Raw genomic sequence first — 433 nt, forward strand, 5'->3', positions numbered from 1 at the left:
TTTTTAAAGAGCAAAACTTCGCAGTGCACCTTTTCAGGTTCACTCTGAAGTTTTCTTGTGTTCGCAGTAAAAGATGGTGGAGCTATGCGGGATCGAACCGCAGACCTCCTGCGTGCAAGGCAGGCGCTCTCCCAGCTGAGCTATAGCCCCATCGTAGTCACCTCTGTACCGGTAATTTTTGTTGAGGCAAGGCGTGGTGACACGAAGCATACTTATGTATGTGAGTGTCGCCGCAACGCAGCATCAGCAAAAATTTGGTAGGCCTGAGTGGACTTGAACCACCGACCTCACCCTTATCAGGGGTGCGCTCTAACCACCTGAGCTACAAGCCTGTAGAGGTTTTTTACTGCTGTTTTTCATCAGACAATCTGTGTGAGCACTACAAAGGCAGGTTCTTTAAGGTAAGGAGGTGATCCAACCGCAGGTTCCCCTA

Annotated in this window: 2 tRNA genes; both read right to left on the minus strand. The window is 49.7% G+C overall.

Annotated elements, in window-relative coordinates:
• Positions 1-74: 74 nt before the first annotated feature.
• Positions 75-150: transfer RNA gene (locus IM290_RS21215), tRNA-Ala, on the minus strand.
• A gap of 105 nt (positions 151-255) precedes the next feature.
• Positions 256-332, minus strand: a tRNA-Ile gene (locus IM290_RS21220).
• Positions 333-433 lie beyond the last annotated feature (101 nt).

Origin of the sequence: Enterobacter cloacae complex sp. S1, assembly GCF_014930525.1 — a bacterium.
Lineage (GTDB): Bacteria > Pseudomonadota > Gammaproteobacteria > Enterobacterales > Enterobacteriaceae > Enterobacter > Enterobacter hormaechei_C.